This window comes from Zoogloea sp. GW822-FHT05C07 (assembly GCF_058800215.1).
Map to the genome: position 1 here is coordinate 834,197 of NZ_CM179510.1, position 20,664 is coordinate 854,860.

15 protein-coding genes are annotated in these 20,664 nt (G+C 66.0%); 7 read left to right on the forward strand and 8 right to left on the reverse strand.

Going from position 1 to position 20,664, the window contains the following annotated elements; all coding sequences use genetic code 11:
• Positions 1 to 51 precede the first annotated feature (51 nt).
• The 5 genes from metG (at position 52) to AC3QL2_RS03925 (ending at position 7,168) form a co-directional block, all read left to right on the forward strand.
• A complete protein-coding gene (gene metG, locus AC3QL2_RS03905) occupies positions 52 to 2,220 on the forward strand; it encodes a methionine--tRNA ligase (RefSeq protein WP_493235428.1) in 2,169 nt (722 codons plus the stop codon).
• Positions 2,217 to 2,495, forward strand: coding sequence for a hypothetical protein (locus tag AC3QL2_RS03910; RefSeq protein ID WP_493235427.1), 279 nt, complete (start codon positions 2,217 to 2,219; stop codon positions 2,493 to 2,495). Before metG ends, AC3QL2_RS03910 begins: the two co-directional genes overlap by 4 nt.
• Positions 2,496 to 2,631: 136 nt before the next feature.
• Positions 2,632 to 4,320, forward strand: coding sequence for a SulP family inorganic anion transporter (locus tag AC3QL2_RS03915; protein ID WP_493235426.1), 1,689 nt, complete (start codon positions 2,632 to 2,634; stop codon positions 4,318 to 4,320).
• Positions 4,304 to 4,597, forward strand: coding sequence for an acylphosphatase (locus tag AC3QL2_RS03920; protein WP_493235425.1), 294 nt, complete (start codon positions 4,304 to 4,306; stop codon positions 4,595 to 4,597). Before AC3QL2_RS03915 ends, AC3QL2_RS03920 begins: the two co-directional genes overlap by 17 nt.
• 24 nt (positions 4,598 to 4,621) lie before the next feature.
• Positions 4,622 to 7,168, forward strand: a complete 2,547-nt coding sequence (locus AC3QL2_RS03925) for a sensor domain-containing protein (protein ID WP_493235424.1) — start codon at positions 4,622 to 4,624, stop codon at positions 7,166 to 7,168.
• Here AC3QL2_RS03925 and AC3QL2_RS03930 read toward each other — a convergent pair.
• Genes AC3QL2_RS03930 through AC3QL2_RS03945 form a run of 4 tightly spaced genes read right to left on the reverse strand, consistent with a single transcriptional unit; the run spans position 7,155 to position 13,620 of the window.
• A complete protein-coding gene (locus AC3QL2_RS03930; protein WP_493235423.1) occupies positions 7,155 to 7,634 on the reverse strand; it encodes a WbuC family cupin fold metalloprotein in 480 nt (159 codons plus the stop codon). The genes AC3QL2_RS03925 and AC3QL2_RS03930 overlap by 14 nt on opposite strands.
• A gap of 5 nt (positions 7,635 to 7,639) precedes the next feature.
• Positions 7,640 to 11,131 carry a DNA polymerase III subunit alpha gene (gene dnaE, locus AC3QL2_RS03935; RefSeq protein WP_493235422.1) on the reverse strand — a complete coding sequence of 1,164 codons (3,492 nt, stop codon included), beginning with the start codon at positions 11,129 to 11,131 and terminating at the stop codon, positions 7,640 to 7,642.
• 32 nt (positions 11,132 to 11,163) lie between these two features.
• The gene (gene paeA / locus AC3QL2_RS03940) at positions 11,164 to 12,477 is read right to left on the reverse strand and encodes a polyamine export protein PaeA (protein WP_493235421.1); all 1,314 of its coding nucleotides are present in this window, start codon (positions 12,475 to 12,477) and stop codon (positions 11,164 to 11,166) included.
• A gap of 21 nt (positions 12,478 to 12,498) precedes the next feature.
• On the reverse strand, positions 12,499 to 13,620 hold the full coding sequence (locus AC3QL2_RS03945) for a rhomboid family intramembrane serine protease (protein ID WP_493235420.1): 1,122 nt from the start codon (positions 13,618 to 13,620) through the stop codon (positions 12,499 to 12,501).
• Between the two features lie 180 nt (positions 13,621 to 13,800).
• Here AC3QL2_RS03945 and AC3QL2_RS03950 point away from each other — a divergent pair, with 180 nt between their 5' ends.
• Complete coding sequence (locus AC3QL2_RS03950) at positions 13,801 to 14,847, forward strand: GGDEF domain-containing protein (protein WP_493235419.1); 1,047 nt, start codon at positions 13,801 to 13,803, stop codon at positions 14,845 to 14,847.
• 61 nt (positions 14,848 to 14,908) lie between these two features.
• Here AC3QL2_RS03950 and AC3QL2_RS03955 read toward each other — a convergent pair whose 3' ends face one another.
• The 3 genes from AC3QL2_RS03955 to AC3QL2_RS03965 form a co-directional block, all read right to left on the reverse strand.
• The gene (locus AC3QL2_RS03955) at positions 14,909 to 15,280 is read right to left on the reverse strand and encodes a hypothetical protein (protein WP_493235418.1); all 372 of its coding nucleotides are present in this window, start codon (positions 15,278 to 15,280) and stop codon (positions 14,909 to 14,911) included.
• 2 nt (positions 15,281 to 15,282) lie between these two features.
• Positions 15,283 to 16,257 (reverse strand): quinone oxidoreductase family protein, encoded by a 975-nt coding sequence (locus AC3QL2_RS03960; RefSeq protein WP_493235417.1) that lies wholly within the window; start codon positions 16,255 to 16,257, stop codon positions 15,283 to 15,285.
• 177 nt (positions 16,258 to 16,434) lie between these two features.
• Positions 16,435 to 18,729: an NADP-dependent malic enzyme gene (locus tag AC3QL2_RS03965; protein WP_493235416.1), complete on the reverse strand. Its 2,295-nt coding sequence runs from the start codon at positions 18,727 to 18,729 to the stop codon at positions 16,435 to 16,437.
• A 337-nt stretch (positions 18,730 to 19,066) separates the two neighbouring features.
• On the opposite strand from AC3QL2_RS03965, the gene AC3QL2_RS03970 reads away from it, so the two are divergent.
• Positions 19,067 to 19,837 carry a ParA family protein gene (locus AC3QL2_RS03970; protein WP_493235415.1) on the forward strand — a complete coding sequence of 257 codons (771 nt, stop codon included), beginning with the start codon at positions 19,067 to 19,069 and terminating at the stop codon, positions 19,835 to 19,837.
• A 42-nt stretch (positions 19,838 to 19,879) separates the two neighbouring features.
• Here AC3QL2_RS03970 and AC3QL2_RS03975 read toward each other — a convergent pair whose 3' ends face one another.
• Positions 19,880 to 20,593: a class I SAM-dependent methyltransferase gene (locus AC3QL2_RS03975; protein WP_493235414.1), complete on the reverse strand. Its 714-nt coding sequence runs from the start codon at positions 20,591 to 20,593 to the stop codon at positions 19,880 to 19,882.
• Positions 20,594 to 20,664 lie beyond the last annotated feature (71 nt).

Genomic DNA, 20,664 nt, shown 5'->3' on the forward strand with positions numbered 1-20,664 from the left:
ATCGCTTTGGTAGAATGCCGGATTCAGAACATTCGTGCATCAGGCCAATCCATGACCCCCCCGCGCAAGATCCTCGTCACCAACGCCCTGCCCTACGCCAACGGCGACATCCACCTTGGTCACCTGGTCGGCTACATCCAGGCCGACATCTGGGTGCGCTACCAGCGCATGCGCGGCAACCTGGTGCACTACGTCTGCGCGGACGACACCCACGGCACGCCGGTCATGCTGCGCGCCGAAAAGGAAGGCCTGACGCCCGAGCAGCTGATTGACCGCGTGCATGGCGAACACTCCCGCGACTTCCGCGATTTCAGCGTCGAGTTCGACAACTACCACTCCACCCACAGCGGCGAGAACCGCTGGTACGCCGAAGACATCTACACCCGCCTGCGCGACAACGCCAAGCTCATCGACACCCGCGCGATCGAGCAGTTCTACGACCCGGTCAAGGAGATGTTCCTGCCCGACCGCTTCATCAAGGGCGAGTGCCCCAAGTGCGGCGCGGCAGACCAGTACGGCGACAACTGTGAAGCCTGCGGCGCGGCCTACGCCCCCACCGAACTGAAGAACCCGTACTCCGCGGTGTCCGGCGCCAAGCCGGTGCTGAAGACCTCCGAGCACTACTTCTTCCGCCTGTCCGACCCGCGCGCTGTCGAGTTCCTGCGCGAATGGACCCAGGGCGTCACGCCCGACGGCGAACGCCGCCTGCAGGCCGAAGCCGCCAACAAGATGAAGGAATGGCTCGGCGAGGCCGGCGAGAACAAGCTGTCCGACTGGGACATCTCCCGCGACGCGCCCTACTTCGGCTTCGAGATCCCCGGCGCGCCCGGCAAGTACTTCTACGTGTGGCTGGACGCGCCGATCGGCTACTTCGCCAGCTTCCGCAACCTGGCTGCCCGCCGCAAGGACATCGACGTCGCCGACTACACCGAAGCCGGCCCGGCGGCCGCCACCGGCACCGAGCTGATCCACTTCATCGGCAAGGACATCCTGTACTTCCACGCGCTGTTCTGGCCCGCGATGCTGCACTTCGCCGGCTACCGCACGCCGACCCAGCTGTGCGTCAACGGCTTCCTTACGGTAGACGGCGCCAAGATGAGCAAGAGCCGCGGCACCTTCATCACCGCCCGCTCCTACACCGAGCAGAAGCTCAACCCGGAGTGGCTGCGCTACTACTTCGCCGGCAAGTCCAACGGCACGATGGAAGACGTGGACCTCAACCTCGACGACATGATCGCCAAAGTCAATTCCGACCTGGTCGGCAAGTTCGTCAATATCGCCAGCCGCTGCGCCGGCTTCATCGCCAAGCGCTTCGACGGCAAGCTCGGCGCCCATGACAGCACCGCCGCCCTCGACTGGGACCTCTCCGAGATCACCGCCGCGTACGAAACCCGCGATTTCAGCCGCGCGCTGCGCAAGATCATGGAGTTCGCCGACCAGGCCAACGGCTACGTCAACGACAACAAGCCGTGGGAGCTCGCCAAGCAGGAAGGCCAGGAAGCCCGCCTGCACGTGGTGTGCACCACCGCCATCAACATCTTCAAGGCCCTCACCGGCCTGCTCAAGCCGGTGCTGCCGACGCTGGCCGCCCAGGTCGAAGCCTTCCTGGCCGTCGCGCCGCTGAACTGGGACAACCTGCTGGCCCCGCTGCCCGCCGGCCACGCCATCGGCGCCTACAGCCACCTGATGACCCGCATCGAGCGCAAGCAGGTGGACGCCCTCCTCGAAGCCAACCGAGACTCCCTGGCCCCCGCCGCTGCCGCCGACGCAAAACCGGCCAAGGCCGCCAAGAACGGCAAGGACGCCCACTCCGAGCAGCGCCACGCCCAGCACCAGGCCCACGTGGCCGCCACCGAAGCCGAGCAGGCTGCGGAAACCGAGCCCTTCATCTCCATCGACGACTTCGGCAAGGTGGACCTGCGCATCGCCAGGATCGTCTCCGCCGAGCACGTCGAAGGCGCCGCCAAACTGCTGCGCCTGCAGCTCGACATCGGCGAGGAGCGCCCGCGCCAGGTCTTCGCCGGCATCAAGAGCGCCTACGACCCCGCCACGCTGGTCGGCCGGCTGACCGTGATGGTCGCCAACCTGGCCCCGCGCAAGATGAAGTTCGGCATGTCCGAAGGCATGGTGCTGGCCGCCTCCGACAGCAGCGGCGAAGTGCCGGGCCTGTTCATCCTGTCGCCGGACAGCGGCGCCACCCCGGGCATGCGCGTCAAATGAGCGCCTCGCCCCTGCCCCGCCTGACCCTGGCCTTCTGGGCCTGGGCGGCCATCGACATGATCGGCGTGCTGGTCCTCGCGCTGGGCGCGGCCTACCTCATGGAAGACCGCGCCTCCCTGCTGCCCGGCTTTCCCGCCAACAGCCTGCAAGCCTGGATCTGCGTGGGCGGCGGCATCGTCGCCGTCTTCATTGCCGCGGTGAAGATGCTGGTGGAAGTCATGCATGCCGCGTCCCGCGGCAAGCGGGCCGCCAACGACAGCCACTTTTCCGGCTAACCTGAAGGAAGCGCAAACATGCCCATGACCGCCCGCAAACGATGGTTCATCCAACATCGCACTGGGCCCGGTCTCACCCCTCCGCAAGGCGCGCCAGCCGGCGCACACCCGATGTTCCCTCATTTGCGGAGGCCCCATGGCCAAGATTGCGTTTCACCCCAAGCTCCTCGACACCCTGCCGGGTTATGACGGCAGCCAGTTCAGTCGCGATGCGTCCGCCGGCCTGACGGTCGGCGTCCTCGCCCTGCCCCTCGCGATGGCCTTCGCCATCGCCTCGGGCATGTCCCCCACCGCCGGCATCTGGACAGCCATCGTCGCCGGCTTCCTGATCTCCGCCCTCGGCGGCTCCCGCGTGCAGATCGGAGGGCCGACCGGCGCCTTCATCCCGATCATCTACGGCATCGTCGCCGACTATGGCGTGCAGAACCTGCTCGTCGCCACGATGCTGGCTGGCGCGATCCTGGTGGCAATGGGCGTGTTCCGCCTCGGCAACCTGATCCGCTTCATCCCCAAGACGGTGGTGATCGGCTTCACCAACGGCATCGCGGTGGTGATCTTCCTCGCCCAGATCAAGGATTTCCTTGGCCTGCGCATCGAGCACATGCCCGGCGAGTTCTTCGGCAAGGTGGAAGCGCTGGCCACCAACCTGCACACCATCGACATCCCGACCGTCGCGCTGTCGATCGTCTCGCTGATCGTGCTGCTGTCGTGGAACCGGCTGGCCAAGCGCTTCACGCTGCTGGCCCGCATGCCCGGCCCTCTCGGCGTGCTGGTCGTCGCCACCGTCGCCAACGCACTGCTGCAGCTGCCGGTGGAGACCATCGGCAGCCGCTTCAACGGCATTCCGCAGGACCTGCCCACCTTCGCGCTGCCCGAGCTGTCGCTGCCCATCCTCGGCAAGCTGATCTCGCCGGCCCTGACCATCGCGCTGCTCGGCGCCATCGAATCCCTGCTGTCGGCCCGCGTCGCCGATGGCTCCATCGACGACCGCCACGACCCCAACCAGGAGCTGATCGCCCAGGGCGTCGCCAACATCGCCGCCCCGCTGTTCGGTGGCTTCGCCGCCACCGGCGCCATCGCCCGTACCGCCACCAACGTGCGCACCGGCGGGCGCAGCCCGGTGGCCGGCATGGTGCACGCGCTGGTGCTGCTGGCCGTCGTGCTGGTGCTGGCCCCGTTCGCCAAGCACATCCCGCTGGCCACCCTGTCGGCGATCGTCGTCGTTGTATCCATCAACATGGGCGAATGGCATGAGTTCCGCGGGCTGGGGCGCTTCTCGCTGAACTACCGGGCCATCCTGCTCGCCACCTTCTTCGTCACCGTGGTTTTCGACCTGACGCTGGCAGTCGAGCTGGGCATGGTGCTGGCCAGCCTCGCCTTCATCTACCGCATGTCGGACCTGACCCGCGTCGAACGCCGGCCCCTCGGTGAACTGGCGATGCTGCCGCAGTTCCTCTACCCGGACGGCACGCCGCGGGTGGTCGCCTATTCCCTGTACGGCTCCCTGTTCTTCGGCGCGATCCACAAACTGGAAACCCTGCTGGCCCCGGCGGAAAGACACCCGGAGATCGTCATCCTCGAGATGCAGCACCTGGTCAGCCTCGACACCACCGGCCTGGAAGGCCTCGAAAGCCTGTGCAGGAACCTGCACAAGCGCGGCTGTGCGCTGATCCTGTGCAATCTGAACTCTCAGCCCGGCTCACTGATCGAACGCTCGGGCTTTGCCGGAGAAGTAGGCCCCAACAACATCTGCGGCGACCTGTACGGCGCCCTCGCCCGCGCCAGGGAACTGCTCCCGAGGTTCATCGATGAAGACAACGTCTGATCCCGCCGCCCGCCTGTTGCGCATCCACGGCATCGTGCAGGGCGTCGGCTACCGCAACGCGCTGCACGCCCAGGCCCTGCACCTGGGCCTTGCCGGCTGGGTGCGCAACCGCAGCGACGGCACCGTCGAGGCCCTGGTCGCCGGCCCGGCAGCGGCGGTGGAGGCGATCATCGACTGGAGCCGGCGCGGCCCGCCGGCCGCCCGCGTCAGCAGGGTGGACTGGGAGAGCGCCGAGCATCCGGGGACGCCAGACTTCAGCCGCGCCGACACGCTCTGAATGCCGGCCGGAAATGGCGTTAGAATGCGGCAATTCGCCATCAGCAGCAGCATTCACGACAGCCTCTCACTCGACGTGGTCGCGCCCCCCCATCCAGAAAGCAACGACGGCCTCGATTTTTCAACCGCCCTGTTCGAACGCTTTCCCACCCTGATCTGGCGCTCCGGCACCGACGCCAAGTGCTGCTATTTCAACCAGACCTGGCTGAAATTCACCGGCCGCACGCTGGACGACGAACTGGGCGACGGGTGGACCATCGGGATCCACCCGGAGGATTTCGACCGCTGCATCGGAACCTACCTCCAGCACTTCGCGGTCCAGACCCCCTTCGAGATGGAGTACCGGCTGCGCCGCCACGACGGCGCGTACCGCTGGATCATCAATACCGGGCGGCCGGTCTTCGACGGCAACGGCGAATTCACCGGCTACATCGCCTCCGCCCTGGACATCACCGACCGACGCAACACCGAAGCCGAACTGCGCGAACGCGAGGAGAGCATGCGCACGCTGCTCGCCTCGATGGGCGAAGGCGTCATCCTGCGTGACGCCCAGGGACGAGTGCTGCTGCACAACACCAGCGCCGAAGAGATCTTCGGCCTCAACGCCACAGAAATGCGCATCTGGGAGCTCGGCCAGGACAAAGGCCTCGTCCGTTATCTCAACGAAGACGGCGGGCCAGCCGACATCAACCAGATCCCGTCCATGCTGGCCCTGGCCAGCGGCAAGCCCCAGGCCGGCCCCCTCGGCGTCGAACGGCGGGACGGTAGCCTGCGCTGGGTGTGGGTCAATTCGGTGCCGCTTTACGAGGACGACAGCGCCACGCCCCGCGGCGTCATCACCACCATCGCCGACATCACCGCCCGGCGGGAGAGCGAAGAACAGCTGCGCCTGGCCTGGACCGTGTTCCGCAACAGCGTCGAGGCGATCATCGTCACCGACGCCAACCAGCGCATCCTGTCAGTCAACAAGGCCTTCACCGAGGTCACTGGCTACAGCGCCGAAGAGGCCATCGGCCAGACCCCGCGACTGCTCAAGTCCGGCCATCACGATCCGGCCTTCTACGAAGCCATGTGGGGCGAGATCGAGGAACACGGTTTCTGGCAGGGGGAGATCAACGACCGCCGCAAGAACGGCACGCTCTACCCTTCTGCGCTGTCGATCAGCGCCGTGCGCGACAACGCCGGGCGGATCAGCCATTACGTGGCGGTGTTCTCCGACATCACCGAGCGCAAGGCCTCCGAGGCGCGCATCGCCTTCCTGGCCCAGCATGACGCGCTGACCGGCCTGCCCAACCGCACCCTGCTCCACGACCGTCTCGAACAGGCCCTCGCCAACGCGGTACGGCGACAAAAGCGCATCGCCCTGCTGTTCCTCGACCTGGACCGCTTCAAGACCATCAACGACTCCCTCGGCCACATGATGGGCGACCAGCTGCTGCAGGGCGTGGCGCTGCGCCTGTCGGCCTGCGTCCGCGAGACCGACACGGTCAGCCGCCAGGGCGGCGACGAGTTCCTGATAGTCCTCACCGACGTCGAAGTGCCGGCCGACGCCGCCCGCGTCGCCGAGAAGATCCTCGACCGCCTGCGCGAACCCTTCCAGATCGACACCCAGCAGCTCGGCACCTCGTTCTCCATCGGCATCGCCCTCTATCCCGAGGACGGCCAGGACGTCGAAAGCCTGATGAAGAACGCCGACACGGCGATGTACCACGCCAAGGAAAGCGGGCGGGACACCTACCGCTTCTTCGACGAGGTGATGAACGTCAACGCACTGGAACGCCTGCACCTGGAAAACGCCCTGCGGCGCGCCCTCGAGAACAACGAGTTCCAGCTGTATTACCAGCCCCAGGTGGACCTCGCCACGGGCCGCATCATCGGCATGGAAGCCCTGCTGCGCTGGTTTAGCGGCACACTGGGCGGCGTGCCGCCGGCCCGCTTCATCCCGATTGCCGAGGAATGCGGGCTGATCGTCCCCATCGGCCGCTGGGTACTTCACGAAGCCTGCCGCCAGGCCCGCCACTGGCAGGACGCCGGCTTTGAGCCGGTGCCGGTGGCCGTCAACCTGTCGGCGCTGCAGTTCCGCCGGGAAGACATCATCGCCACCGTCCGCGACGTGCTTGAGGCCAACGGGCTGGACGGCCAGTGGCTGGAACTGGAGCTCACCGAATCCCTGCTGATGCAGTCCGGCAACGCCGTCGAGGACACGCTGGCGCGCCTGAAGAAGCTCGGCGTGCGGATGTCGATCGACGACTTCGGCACCGGCTACTCGAGCCTGGCCTACCTGAAGCGCTTTCCGGTGGACCGCCTGAAGATCGACCAGAGCTTCGTGCGCGACCTGGATGAAGATCCGGACGACGCGGTGCTGGTACGTACCATCATCCAGTTGGGCCGCAACCTGCGCCTGGAAGTGATCGCAGAGGGCACCGAGACGCCGGAACAGATGGAGTTCCTGCGCCAGGAGGGCTGCACCGCGGCTCAAGGCTACCTGTTCAGCCCGCCGCTGCCGGCCGATGCGGTCACCGGCCTGCTGCACATCGGCACGCTACCGGCCGCGCCGCTTACGCCAGAGTAAACAGCCTTGTCATCGCCGCCAGGTAGGCGGCGACGGCGGGCTCGCCTTCGGCCGGCGCCCAGCCGCCCCACTCGGCATCACTCAGCGGCACATAAGGCCCCGACTTGGCCTCGGCAAAGACGGTGCCGCTGTCGAGCGCCACGATGGAATGCCACACGACCGGCGGCACGTCATAGCCCAGCACGGTGCCGCCAGCCCGCATGACCTGCGTCTCCGTAACCGCACCAGTGGAATCGAAGATCAGCACGCCCAGGCTGCCGCGCAGTACGATCAGGGTTTCCGCTTTGTCCGGATCCAGGTGGCAGTGGGGACGCACGTAGGAATCCGGCTCCATCGCCACCAGCAGGCGCTGGGCCGGCGCGCCCAGGTCGGTGTGCAGATTGTGATGGGCCCGGCGACGCGGCAGCGTGCGCGCCTGCGCCACCAGCCCGTCGAGCAGCGCCGCGTCGAAGAAACGGATGCCCACGCCGCTCAGCTGTACAGCACTTCGACGGCTTCCGGCGGCAGCCAGTCGCGCAGGCTTTCGAGCAGGCTGTCCTCCGGGCGCACCCGCCAGTTCGGCCCGAAGGGCACGTCGCCTTCGGCGTTGGCATTGCGGTAGCGCACGCGGATCGGGCATTCCCCTTCGCGGAAAGGCTGCAGCAGGCTGGCCAGACGTTCGGCAGCAGCCACAGCACCGCCTGTTTCGCCAACCTCGCCGTTGAGCCGGAGCTGCAGTGCCTTGGCAAAACGGCCGCGGGCCTCGCCGAGCGTCAGCAGCTTGTCGGCGACGATGCGCAGGCCACCGGAGAAGTCGTCGTTGCTGACCTTGGCCTCGACCACCAGCACCTCGTCCACGACGATGCGCTGGCGGTTGTTGTCGAAGACCTCGGAGAACACCGACACCTCCCGCGGCGTGGTGCCGTCGTCGAGCAGTACGAAGGCGATCTTGCCGCGGGACGTTATCTTGGCGCGCACCTCCATCACCACGCCAGCCATCGTGATCAGTTCCTTGCTCGGCTCGACCTGGGACAACGGGCGCCGCACGAAGCGCCGCACCTCTTCCCTGAAGGCATTGAAGGGGTGACCTGACAGGAAGAAGCCGATCGCCAGCTTCTCTTCCTTCAGCTTCTCGCGCTCGCCCCACGGCCGCACCTTGACGTAGTCCACCATCGGCGCGGCGGCTTCGCCGGGCACGTCGAAGAGGCCGCTCTGCAGCGCGTTGGCGGCGATCTGCTCGGCGGCTTCCATCGCAATGCCGACGCTGGCCAGCAGCGTATGGCGATCCACCGGCTGGGTCGGCGCCACAGTGTCGAAGGCGCCGGCGCGGATCAGCGCCTCGATGACGCGCCGGTTGGCCATGCGCTTGTCCACGCGACAGGCGAAGTCGAACAGGTCCTTGAACGGGCCGCCGGACTCGCGGGCCGCCAGGATCGCCCGCACCGCCGGTTCGCCGACGCCCTTCACCGCCCCCAGGCCGTAGCGGATGGTCTTGGAGTCGGTGGGCACGAAGCGGTAGTCGGACGCGTTCACGTCCGGCGGCAGCACGGTGATGTGGTTGGCGATCGTGTCTTCGTAGAAGATCTTGATCGTGTCGGTGTTGTCCAGGTCGGCCGACATGGTGGCGGCCATGAAGGCCGCGCAGTGGTAGGCCTTGAGCCAGGCGGTGTGGTAGGTGACCACCGCGTAGGCCGCCGTGTGCGACTTGTTGAAGCCGTACTCGGCGAACTTGGTCATCAAGTCGAAGAGCTGCTCGGCCAGCGCCGGGTCGTAGCCCAGCTTCTTGGCGCCGTCGGCAATCGTCTCCCGGTGCTTGGCCATCTCCTCGGGCTTCTTCTTACCCATCGCCCGGCGCAGCATGTCGGCGCCGCCGAGGGTGTAGCCGCCGATGATCTGGGAGATCTGCATCACCTGTTCCTGGTACACGATCACCCCGTAGGTGGGTTCCAGGCAGGCTTTCAGGTCCGGGTGGAAATAGTCGATCTCCTGCTGACCCTTTTTGCGCAGGATGAAGTCGTCCACCATGCCGGAGCCCAGCGGGCCCGGCCGGTAGAGCGCCAACACAGCGATGATGTCTTCGAAACGGTCAGGCGCCAGCTTCTTCAGCAGCTTCTTCATCCCGTCCGATTCCACCTGGAAGATCGCGGTGGTGTTGGCGTCGCGGAGGATCTGGTAGGCGGCCTGGTCTTCGAAGCCCAGGCTCATCAGGTCGATCCGCTTGCCGGTCAGGCGCGCCACGTAGTCGAGCGCCAGCTCGATGATGGTGAGGTTGCGCAGGCCGAGGAAGTCGAACTTCACGAGGCCGACGCCTTCCACGTCGTCCTTGTCGTACTGGGACACCGGCGTGGCGTCCTCTCCGTCGGCAATGTACAGCGGGCAGAAATCGGTCAGCTTTCCGGGGGCGATCAGCACGCCGCCGGCGTGCATGCCGACGCCGCGGGTCAGGCCTTCGAGCGGCTCGGCGAGGCTCCACAGCTCCTGAATCGACTCGCCGTCGTTGCCGTCGGCCATCAGCTCGTTGATCTGTGGCTCCTGCTCGCGGGCATCGGCCAGCGACAGGGGCTTGTTCTGCACCACCGGAATCAGCTTGGACAGGCGATCGCACAGGCCGTAGGGCAGGTCGAGTACGCGGCCGACGTCGCGCACCACGGCCTTGGAGGCCATCGTGCCGAAGGTGGCGATCTGGCTCACAGCGTCCTTGCCGTAGCGCTCGCGCACGTATTCGATAACGCGATAGCGGTTGTCCTGGCAGAAGTCGATGTCGAAGTCGGGCATCGACACCCGTTCCGGGTTCAGGAAGCGCTCGAACAGCAGCGCGTATTCGAGCGGATCCAGGTCGGTGATGCGCAGGCTGTAGGCCACCAGCGAGCCGGCGCCGGAACCCCGCCCCGGGCCGACCGGCACGCCGTTCTGCTTGGCCCAGTTGATGAAGTCCGCCACGATCAGGAAGTAGCCCGGGAAGCCCATCTGCACGATGGTGTCGGTCTCGAACTTCAGGCGGTCTTCGTAGCGCTGGCGCTGGCCCTCGCGGACGGCCTCGTCCGGGTACAGCTCGCCCAGGCGCACCTCCAGGCCGGCCTTGGCCTCGGCGATCAGGTAGTCGTCGAGGGTCATGCCTTCCGGCGTCGGGAACAGGGGCAGGAAGTTCTTGCCGAGCTGGACCGTCAGCGAGCAGCGGCGGGCGATCTCGATGCTGTTCTCGAGGGCCTCGGGGATGTCGGCGAAGAGCTCGCACATCTCCGCCTGGGTCTTGAAATACTGCTGCTCGGTGAAGTCCCGCGGGCGCCGCTTGTCGGCCAGCACGTTGCCCTGGGAGATGCACACCCGCGCCTCATGGGCCTTGAAGTCCTCGGGCCGGGTGAACTGGATCGGGTGCGTCGCGACCACGGGCAGGTCGAGGCTGGCGGCGATCTGCAGGACCTCGCGGATGTAGGTCTCGGTGCCCGGATGGCCGGCCCGCTGGATCTCGATGTAGAAGCCGCCCGGAAAGCGGCGCGCCCAGTCGGCGGCCAGCTGTTCGGCGAGGCGGGTGTTGCCGTTGGCCAGCGCATGGCCCACGTCGCCATCCTTGGCGCCGGACAGGCACAGCAGGTCGCTGGCGCTTTCGGCGGTCAGCCACTCGCGGCGGATCTCGGCGCGGCCGCGGTACTTGTTCTCCATGTAGGCCTGGGTCAGCAGCTCGCACAACTGGCCGTAGCCCTTGCGGTTCTTGCAGATCAGCAGCACGCGGCTCGGCTTGTCCCGGTCCACGTCATTGGTGATCCAGGTGTCCATGCCGCACACCGGCTTGATGCCCTTGCCGCGGGCGCCCTTGTAGAACTTGACCATGCCGAAGAGGTTGGCGAGGTCGGAAATGCCCAGCGCCGGCATGCCGTCGGCGGCGGCGCGGGCGATGGCGTGGTCCACCTGCACGATCCCGTCGGAGATCGAATACTCGGTATGGAGGCGCAGGTGGATGAAGCGGGGGGAGTGAGTCTCAGGCATCCCGCGATTTTACCCGCCCCGGGGAAACGGGTTCACCCCTTGTCGGAGATTTCTCCGTCGGCCGGCAGGCGGCTGACCAGCAGCTGGTCGATGCGGTGGTTGTCCACGTCGAGCACCTCGAAGCGGTAGCCCGCGAAGTCCACCCGGTCGGTACGGCGCGGAATCTTGCGCAGGTGGTACATCATGAAGCCGGCAATGGTCTCGTAATGCTCGCCACCGTCCTCGTCGTCGATGTCGAGCACGCGCATCACGTCGCTGGCGGCGGTGGCGCCGTCCACCAGCCAGGAGTTCTCATCCCGGCGCAGGATCTGCTCCTCCTGCACCTGGTCCACGTCGTCGCCGACCAGCGCCCGGATGATGTCGTTGAGGGTGATCACGCCGACCACCAGCGCGTACTCGTTGACGATCACCGCGAAGTCCTCACGGGCCTCGCGCAGGCGCTCCAGCACCTCGGCCAGTGTCAGCGTGTCAGGGAGCGCCAGCAGCGGGTTGATCGGCGCGTCGGCCTTCATCGACAGCGACTGGCCCGCCAGCACGCGGTTGAGCAGATCCTTGGCATCCACGTAGCCAACCACGTGGTCGATGTCGCCGTCGCACACCGGGAAGCGGTTGAAGGGCCGGCTGGTGATCTTCTGGCGGATGCTCTCCTCGCTCTCCTGCAGCGTGAAGAAGACCACGCTGTCGCGGGTCGTCATTGCCGACGGGGCGCTACGGACGTCGAGGCCGAAGACGTTCTCGATCAGCGCGTGTTCCTGCTCGGCCAGCACGCCGGCCGCCGCCCCCGCCTGCACCACGGCGACGATCTCGTCCGGCGTCACCGTCTCATTGCGCGTTGTCGGCACGCCCAGCACGCGGAACATCAGCTCCGCCGCCGAGTTGTAGAACCACAGCAGCGGTCGCAGCCAGCGGATCAGCAGACTCATCGGCCCCGACACGGCCATGGCCAACCGCTCCGGCGAGGCCATGCCAAGCCGCTTGGGCATCAGGTCTGCAAACAGGATGAACAGCGAGGTCACCACCGTGAAGGACGCCGCGAAGGCCACGGTCTCCAGGTAAGCCTCCGGCAGCAGCGGCGCCAGCACCGTCGTCAGCCACGGAGAGAACACCCCCTCGCCGACGATGCCGCCCATGATCGCCACCGCGTTGAGCCCGATCTGCACCAGCGTGAAGAAAGGCCCCGGCTGAGCCCGCAAGGCCAGCACGCGGGCGGCGGCGGCCTGCCCATCCTCGGCCAGCACCGACAGGCGGACCTGCCGCGATGCCGCAATGGAAATTTCGGACAGCGCGAAGAAGGCGCTGATCGCCACCAGCAGGCCGATCAGCAGGAGGTTTTCGAGCAGATCCATTTTCCTGACCTCCGTCCGGGCTCACTGGCCCGGCTCTTCCACCGATTTGCGCAAGCGCATCTGCACCAGGATGGACTCCGCCTCCTGCTGCAGGTTTCGCGACCGCTCGACCCACTCGACGTCACGGGTCTGCAGGGCCTGGACCAACGCCTTCAGCGCGTCGCGCCGGGCCGTCGCGTAGAGGATCAGCTCCCGCCGCTGCCACTCCCGGTGGGGCGGTGCCATGCGCCACGACAGCTGCACCACCTGGCGGTCCCAGCGGGGGATCAGATCCCGCTCGAGGATGTCGAGCGCAGCCGCCTCGGAGGTCCGGCGGCCCCGCACGGCGTCCATCAGCTGGGACTGCTCCCGCTGCAGCTCCTGCTCTTCCAGCGCAAAGCGCTGCACGGTCTGCTGGTAGAGCGTATCCACCTCGATTCCGTGCGCCACATCGGGCGTCATGCGCCACAGCACGGCGCCGATGAGCACCACCGCCACGCCACCTGCCAGGGCCCGTGGCCCCAGCCAGCGGACCGGCCGCTGCGCTTGCACCGGCTCGGCCAGCGCGGCGCCGAGGACGAAGCCGCCCAGCAGGCCGCCGAGGTGGGCCGCATTGTCGATACCGGCGATGGCGAAGCCGGCGAACAGTGAGTAGCCCAGGAAGCCGAGGGTTCCCGAGCGCATCTCGCGAAACACCTCGGCGGGCACCGAACCGCGCTGGATCATCAGATAGCCCAGCATGGCCCCGTAGACCCCGAAGATCGCCCCCGACGCCCCGACGCTCACTGCGCTCTGGCGCCACCACAGACTGGCCAGGTTACCGAGCAGGCCGGCAACGAGATACACCACGGCAAAACCCGCGCGCCCGAACAGACGCTCGACCACCTGCCCTGCCTGGTACAGCGCAAACATGTTGAGCCCGACGTGGAGCAGGCCGCCGTGCAGGAACAGCGCCGTCAGCAGACGCCAGCTCTCGCCTTCCTGCACCCGCAGCGCAAAATTGCCACCGGCGCGGATCAGCAAGTCGGCCGGGATCTGCAACAGATTCATGGACAACGCGGCCAGCCCGACGAAAACCAGGACATTGACGGCCACCAGCGCGACGGTCACGTCCGCACGGGGCACCCGCGCAAACAACTGGTCGATGAAAGTATCGTAATTCAAGGGGCGGAAAGGGCTCGGCAGGACGATGGCGGCGATTATACGCAAGCCAGCCGCATGCCCCTCAGCTAGCAGGATCGGCACGTCATTCGCGGAGGATTCCTCACCCCGCCGCCTGCATCCTCACCCAAGCCGGCCCACTGCGCTAAGATGCCGGGTCAAGCTGTCTGCCCCGGAACACCCATGATCCACGTTCTGAAACACGTCGAATCCATCACCCAGCACCGCGACCGTACTCTGCTGGAGTTGGGTGTGGCTTCGGCCCTGTTCGAACTGGTCAAGGCCCTCGAAGTCAATCTCTACAAGGTCATCGAACACGGCAAGGACAACTTCCTGACCCAGGTCGTGCATGTCGGCCAGGCCGGCGTGCACTACGTGCAGGATGAGCTCGACGACACCGCGGAGACGATTCCGGTCGCCCAGCGGCCGGAGATGGCGGCCTGCGTCGAGCAGAACCACATTGTGCTCCGCCACCTGGAGGCTACCGGCCGATACCTTCACTGCTTCCCGATCCTGGCCGAGCGACGGGTGCTCGGCGTGCTGGAGGTGGTCTGCAGCGCGCAGCTCAGCGAAGAAAACCTGGGCACCGCGGAGGGCTTTCTCGGCCTCTACCGCAACTACCTGAGCCTGCTCGACTACAGCGAGCGCGACACCCTCACCGGCCTGCTCAACCGCAAGACCTTCGACGAGAATCTCGGCAAGATCCTCAATGCGCTGGCCGTTCAACGCGGCAACCCGGAAGACGACGTGCCCATGCGCCGCCGGCAGCAGGACGACGGCACCCACTGGCTGGCGGTGCTGGATGTGGACCATTTCAAGCGCATCAACGACCACTTCGGCCACCTTTACGGCGATGAAGTGCTGCTCTTGCTGGCCCGCCTGATGCGTGACAGCTTCCGCCACCAGGACCGCCTGTTCCGCTTTGGCGGCGAAGAGTTCGTCGTCGTGCTGCGGGCCGGGAGCGAAGAAGAAGTGGCGCAGGCTCTGGAGCGGCTGCGCGAAACGGTGCAGAACTACCCCTTCCCGCAGGTCGGCCAGGTCACGGTCAGCATGGGCTACACCCATATCCGTCCCCAGGACACCATCCCGGAAATCGTCGGCCGCGCGGACGAAGCGCTTTATTTCGCCAAGGAAAACGGCCGCAACCAACTCGCCTGCTACGAAACCCTGCAAGCCGATGGGCGCATCGCCGTCCGCGAACAGGCGACCGGCAGCATGGAACTGTTCTGACACGGCAGGCGGCACGCCAGCGCCGACTACCGGCGCAGCCGAAGCCCTGGCGAATCCGCCCCTACTTGCTGGCGGCCTGGGCCGGCAGATCCCTGAGAGCCTGCTTGCGCTCCTCGTCCGCAGCAAACATCAGTGCCTTCTGCTCCGGTGTGAGCTGTACCTTCAGATCGTTCTCGAGGGAATTGTAGATGCGCGCCATGCGCTCGATCAGCCGCCCCTTGGCAGGAATCGCGCGCGCCACCTGCTCCCGGGTCGCCCCCGAAATGGTCATCAGCTTCTGGACAAAGGTTTCGTCAATGCGACGGGCTTCCGCCTGCATGAAAGCCATTTGAACCGGCGTCAGCGACACCGCCGGCGGTGCCGCGAAGGCGGTCGGCAGACAGGCGCCCAGACTCAGGGCAAGAAGCCCGGCGCGGAGGAAGGAAACAGTCATTTTCACGGGATCAGAACGGTGGAACCCGTCGTCCGTCGCGCCTCCAGCTCACGGTGGGCAGTGGCGGCGTCCTGCAACGGATAACGCTGGTTGATGTTGATGCGGACCTGGCCCGACGCCACGACGCCGAACAACTCGTCGGCCATCGCCAGCAGGTCTTCACGGCGGGCCGTATAGGTGAATAGCGTCGGCCGGGTCAGGAACAGCGAGCCCATCCTGGCCAACAGCCCGAGATCGAAGGGCTCGACCGGGCCGGAGGCGTTGCCGAAGCTCACCATCATGCCGAGCGGCCGCAGGCAGGCCAGGGAATCCAGAAAAGTGTCCTTGCCGATGGAGTCGTACACCACGTGGACGCCAGCGCCACCGGTCAGCGCCCGCACGCGCTCGGAAACCTTTTCACGCGTGGACACGATGGCATGATCGCAACCGTGGCGACGGGCCAGCTCGGCCTTCTCGTCCGAACTGACGGTGCCGATCACCGTCGCACCGAGGGCCTTGGCCCACTGGCAGACGATCAGGCCCACGCCGCCGGCCGCGGCATGGATAAGGATAGTGTCGCCGGGCTGCACCCGGTAGGTACGACGCAGCAGATACTGAGCGGTCAGGCCCTGCAGCATCATCGCCGCTCCCTGCTCGAATGACAGGCTGTCGGGCAGTTTCACCAAGTGCTGGGCCGCGATGTTGCGCAGCTCCGCGTAAGCCCCGAGCGGACCGCCCGCGTACGCAACCCGGTCTCCCGGCTGGAATTCGGTGACGCCCTCCCCTACCGCCTCGATGACGCCGGCGGCTTCCTGCCCCAGGCCGGACGGCAGCGGCAGCGGATAGAGGCCGGAGCGATGATAGGTGTCGATGTAATTGAGGCCGACCGCATGATGGCGGACCTGCACCTCGCCCGCAGCGGGCGGCGGCACATCGACCTCGACCCACTGCAGGACCTCGGGGCCGCCGGTACGCTCGAAACGGATCAGATGAGACATGCTGCACCTCGCACAGGCATCAGTTGTAACTGAATTGTACCGGAGGCGCATAAACATCGTGATCCCGGAGGACGAATGAATTCGCCCCTACGTGGCAAGCCACAGTAGGGGCGCTCAGGCATCCATCCCTGGCGCTGCGGCGAGGCGGGATCGCCTCCACCGCAACGAGGTACTGACTCAGACCGACTTTTCGGTGCGCTGCTCAAGGGCATCCACGACGGCCAGGGCCGTCATGTTGACCAGGCGGCGCACGGAGGCCGACGGGGTCAGGATGTGCACCGCACGGGCGGCACCGAGGAGGATCGGGCCGACCGACACGCCTTCGCCATGGGCCACCTTCAGCAGGTTGAAGGCGATGTTGGCGGCGTCCAGGTTGGGCATCACCAGCAGGTTGGCTTCACCGGTGAGGGTCGATTCCGGATGCAGGCGGTCGCGGATCTCGGCGGACAGCGCGGAGTCACCGTGCATCTCGCCATCGCACTGCAGCGCTGGCGCCTTGTCGCGCAGGATGTCGCGGGCCGCGCGCATCTTGAGGGACGAGGTGCTGCGGGCACTTCCGAAGTTGGAGTGGGACAGCAACGCCACCTTCGGCTCGATACCAAAACGCTTCATTTCCTCGGCCGCCATCAGCGAGATCTCGGAAATGTCCTCGGCGCTCGGCAGCTCGTTCACGTAGGTGTCGGCAATCGCCAGGATGCGCTTGGGCAGCAGCAGCATGTTCATCGCCGCGAACAGCTTGGCGCCCGGCTTCAGGCCGATCAGGCTCTCCACGTGGCGGTAGTGGTGGTCGTAGGAACCGGTGGTGCCGCACACCAGCGCATCGGCGTCGCCACGGCGCAGCAGCATGCAGCCGATCAGCGTGGAGTCGCTGCGCAGGGCCTCGCGGGCGGAGTCCGGCGTCACGCCGTCGCGGCCCATCAGGCGGTAGTACTCCTGCCACAGCTCGCGGTAGCGCGGATCGGACTCGACGTTCACCACGTCGAAGTCGCGGCCGGCCTGGAGGTTGAGGCCGAACTTCTCGATGCGCATGTCGATGACCGCCGGGCGGCCGATCAGGATCGGACGGGCCAGGTGCTCGTCGACCACGGCACGCACGGCGCGCAGCACGCGCTCGCTCTCGCCTTCCGCGTAGAGCACGCGCTTCTGCTCGACGGGGATCGCCTTGGCGGTGGTGAACACCGGCTTCATGATGATGCCGGACTGGTACACGAACTCATTGAGGCTCTGGACGTAGGCGTCCATGTCAATCTGGCGGGTCGCCACACCGGAATCGATGGCAGCCTGGGCGACGGCCGGCGCGATCTTGACGATCAGGCGCGGATCGAAGGGCTTCGGAATCAGGTAGTTCGGGCCAAAATTGAGGTCGGCGCCGCCGTAGGCCTGAGCCACCACGTCGGACTGCTCGGCCTCGGCCAGCTCGGCAATGGCCTTCACGCAGGCCAGCTTCATTTCTTCATTGATCTTGGTAGCGCCGGCGTCCAGCGCGCCACGGAAGATGAATGGGAAGCACAGCACGTTGTTGACCTGGTTCGGGTAATCCGAACGGCCGGTGGCGATGATCGCGTCGGGACGGACTTCCTTGGCCAGTTCCGGCAGGATTTCCGGCGTCGGGTTGGCCAGCGCGAAGATCAGCGGCGTGGCGGCCATGGTCTTGACCATGTCCTGCTTCAGCACGCCGGCAGTGGACAGGCCGAGGAACACATCGGCGCCGACCATCGCATCAGCCAGCGTACGGTATTCGGTGTCCTGCGCGTAGCGGGCCTTGTTGGCCTCCATCTTCTCGTCGCGACCGACGTAGATCACGCCCTTGGAGTCACAGACGTAGACGTTCTCGCGCTTGATGCCGAGGCCGCACCACAGGTCCAGACAAGCGATGGCCGCGGCGCCGGCGCCAGAACACACCACCTTGACTTCATCGATCTTCTTGCCGACCACCTTCAGGCCGTTGAGCATGGCCGCGGCAGAAATGATCGCGGTGCCGTGCTGATCGTCGTGGAAAACCGGGATGTTCATCCGCTCGCGCAGCTTCTGCTCGATGTAGAAACACTCGGGCGCCTTGATGTCTTCCAGGTTCACACCACCGAGGGTCGGCTCGAGGGCCGCGATCATGTCGATCAGCTTGTCCGGGTCGTTCTCGGCCAGCTCGATGTCGAACACATCGATGTTGGCGAACTTCTTGAACAGACAGCCCTTGCCTTCCATCACCGGCTTGGCGGCCAGCGGGCCGATGTTGCCGAGGCCCAGCACCGCGGTACCGTTGGTGATCACCGCCACCAAGTTGCCGCGGGAGGTGTATTCCTGCGCGTCAGCCGGATCGGCCACGATTGCGTCGCAGGCTGCCGCCACGCCGGGCGAGTAAGCCAGCGCCAGGTCGCGCTGGTTGGTCAGGCCCTTGGTGGGCACCACCGCGATCTTGCCGCGCGTCGGTGCGCGGTGGTATTCGAGGGCGGCGGCAATGAAATCCTTATCCATGTTCTCTCTTCTCTCAAAACGGGTATATCGCGTCCGTCCCCGGAACCGACGTCGGGTCGGCAGCGGCGGCAGCGAAAGCGATGTGTGCCGAAAGTCTGAAATATGTGGATGCCCGGATCGGGCATGAGTCTTATATATGACAGCCGAACGCCGGGATCGCCGAAAGTCCGACTGGAGCTGGCATGCCGGGAGATGGCATACCCGCTACGTCTTGTTTGCCGGGAGTTTAACCGAGCAAGCGCGATAACGCACCTTCGGTAAATACGGACTCCCCCCGATTGCGTGGCACAATCGCACCCGCCTGAAAATGCACGGACAGACAAACAGAGGAACGAAGATGCGACGCGTGGTGTTCAATCAGAAAGGTGGCGTAGGCAAGTCCACCATCACCTGCAACCTGGCGGCGATCAGCGCCCAGCAAGGCCTGCGCACGCTGGTGGTGGACCTGGACCCGCAGGGCAACTCCACCCACTACCTGCTCGGCGACGCCGCCGACAACGTGGACGACACCCTCGCCGGCCTGTTCGAGCAGACCCTGTCCTTCAAGTTCAGCCCCAAGAAGACCGCCGAGTTCGTCCACCCGACGCCCTTCGACAAGCTGTCCATCCTCCCGTCGCACCCGATGCTGGAAGAGCTGCAGAGCAAGCTCGAATCCCGCTACAAGATCTTCAAGCTGCGCGACGCCCTCGACGAACTGGCCGACGACTTCGACGCTGTGTTCATCGACACGCCGCCGGCGCTCAACTTCTACACCCGCTCGGCGCTGATCGCGACGCAGCTGTGCCTGATCCCCTTCGACTGCGACGATTTCTCCCGCCGGGCGCTCTACGCGCTGATGGAGAACGTGCAGGAGATCCGGGCCGACCACAACCGTGGCCTCGAAGTGGAAGGCATCGTCGTCAACCAGTTCCAGCCCCGCGCCAGCCTGCCCCAGAAGCTGGTGCAGGAACTGATCGACGAAGGCCTGCCGATCTTCAAGACCTACCTGTCCAGTTCGATCAAGATCCGCGAAAGCCACGAACAGGCCAAGCCGATGATCCACCTGGACCCGAAGCACAAGCTGTCCCAGGAATTCACCGCCCTCCACGCCGAACTGCGCGGCGCCTGATCCCGCCCGCCCGGCAAGCGAGAGCTGCCGGGCGCGCCGAGCTCACTTCAAGGGCTTGCGCAAGGTCACGAGAATCCAGCCGCGCAGGAAGGCCAGGCTTTCGACCTGGCTGATGAGCTTCTCGAAGCACATGCCCATGAAGAACAGCAGCCCGTTGAACATCAGATAGTTGGGGTACTGGCTGACGTACTGGAAGCCGCTGACTTCAAGGCCCGCAGCGGCGGCCAGATCGGCCACCTGACGCGGGCTGTTGGTCTTGTAGGCGGTCGGGAAGGTGTCCTCCTCGGCGCGCCCTTCCACGTACTTCACGATTTTGCCGTGGAAGTTGTTGGGCACCATGCGCGCCACCATCGTGCCGTAATCCCAGATGTTGGCGGTCAGGAAGACCACCGAGCCGCCCGGCCGGAGAATCCGCGAAAACTCGCGATACACGGACTCGGGATCGGTCAGGTGCTCGAAGACGCTGCGCGACATGATGAGATCCACGCTGGCGTCCGGCAGCGGCAGGCGGCCGAGATCGGCGTTGTAGGTCTCGATACCGGGCGTGCTGTCGGTGAAATCGACCAGCTCGACACCGATCAGGCGCTCGGCCTTGCCCAGGTATTTCCTCAGGACCGGCATCGTCCGGCCGCAACCCGCGTCCAGCAGGGTGTCCGTCCTCTTCAACAGCCGGTTCACCTCCTCCTCGTACAGACGGTAGGGGTGCGGGCTGTCCTTGTAGTACTTATCCAGAAGCTTTTCAGCAAGCGCAGTCATTTTTCTCGAATCCTCGAAGAGGAGATGAATGTCGACGATCGGGTGATCGAACGTCCCCCGGCAGACTCTCG